This window comes from Xylanimonas oleitrophica, assembly GCF_003244315.1.
GTDB lineage: Bacteria > Actinomycetota > Actinomycetes > Actinomycetales > Cellulomonadaceae > Xylanimonas_A > Xylanimonas_A oleitrophica.
This window is the reverse complement of the sequence record NZ_QKWH01000027.1, coordinates 1-608: the sequence shown is the minus strand read 5'-3', so window position 1 is coordinate 608 and position 608 is coordinate 1. Positions and strand designations below refer to the sequence as shown.

General features: G+C 66.6%; 2 protein-coding genes. Both read left to right on the top strand.

The window, feature by feature from the left end; all coding sequences use genetic code 11:
- The coding region (locus DNL40_RS16555; protein WP_179951112.1) for a DUF6318 family protein at positions 1-339 on the top strand (339 nt) is incomplete at its 5' end.
- A gap of 1 nt (position 340) precedes the next feature.
- On the top strand, positions 341-608 hold a 268-nt coding region (locus DNL40_RS16115; RefSeq protein WP_146252121.1), incomplete at its 3' end, for a hypothetical protein.

The window sequence follows — 608 nt, the reverse complement described above, 5'->3', positions numbered from 1 at the left end:
AACGACACCGCCGAGTGGGAAGCGATGTCGCACGAGAGCTGCGAGTACTGCGCCAACCGCCTGCGTCAGGCGAAGCAAATCGCGGCGCACGGCGACCTCTACGAAGGCGGCCAGGCGAGCGTGACCATCCTGCACACCTACGCCCAGGACGTGCCCACGGGGATCTGGCCGATCGACGTCGAGGTCAGCGAGAGGGCCTCGAAGATCACCACCCCCGAGGGCGCGGTCGCGTTCGAGAACGAAGCCAACATCAACAAGTCTCGGGTGGAGGTCGGCAAGCGCGACGGCGCGTGGGTGATCGTGGGCGTGGTTTATGCCCCCGACGAGATGGAGGGGTGAGGTGCGAGTCGTCGTTGCGGTGCTCGCCGTAGGTGTGGCGCTCTCGTCTCTCACCGTACGCGAGGGCAGGCAGTACGACGGCAACAGCAACAACGGTGACAAGTCGTTCACCGTCGGTGCCGTCGACCGTGCCTGGGAGAAGTCGCCCACCGGCGGTCGAGAGGCGAAGAAGCCCGCCCTGCCGGCAGAGAAGTTCTTCCGGCAGACGCCGACGTACTGCGCGCTGCGCACCCTGGACGACATGGGCTTCCCCCTGGTCAACCCTTCGG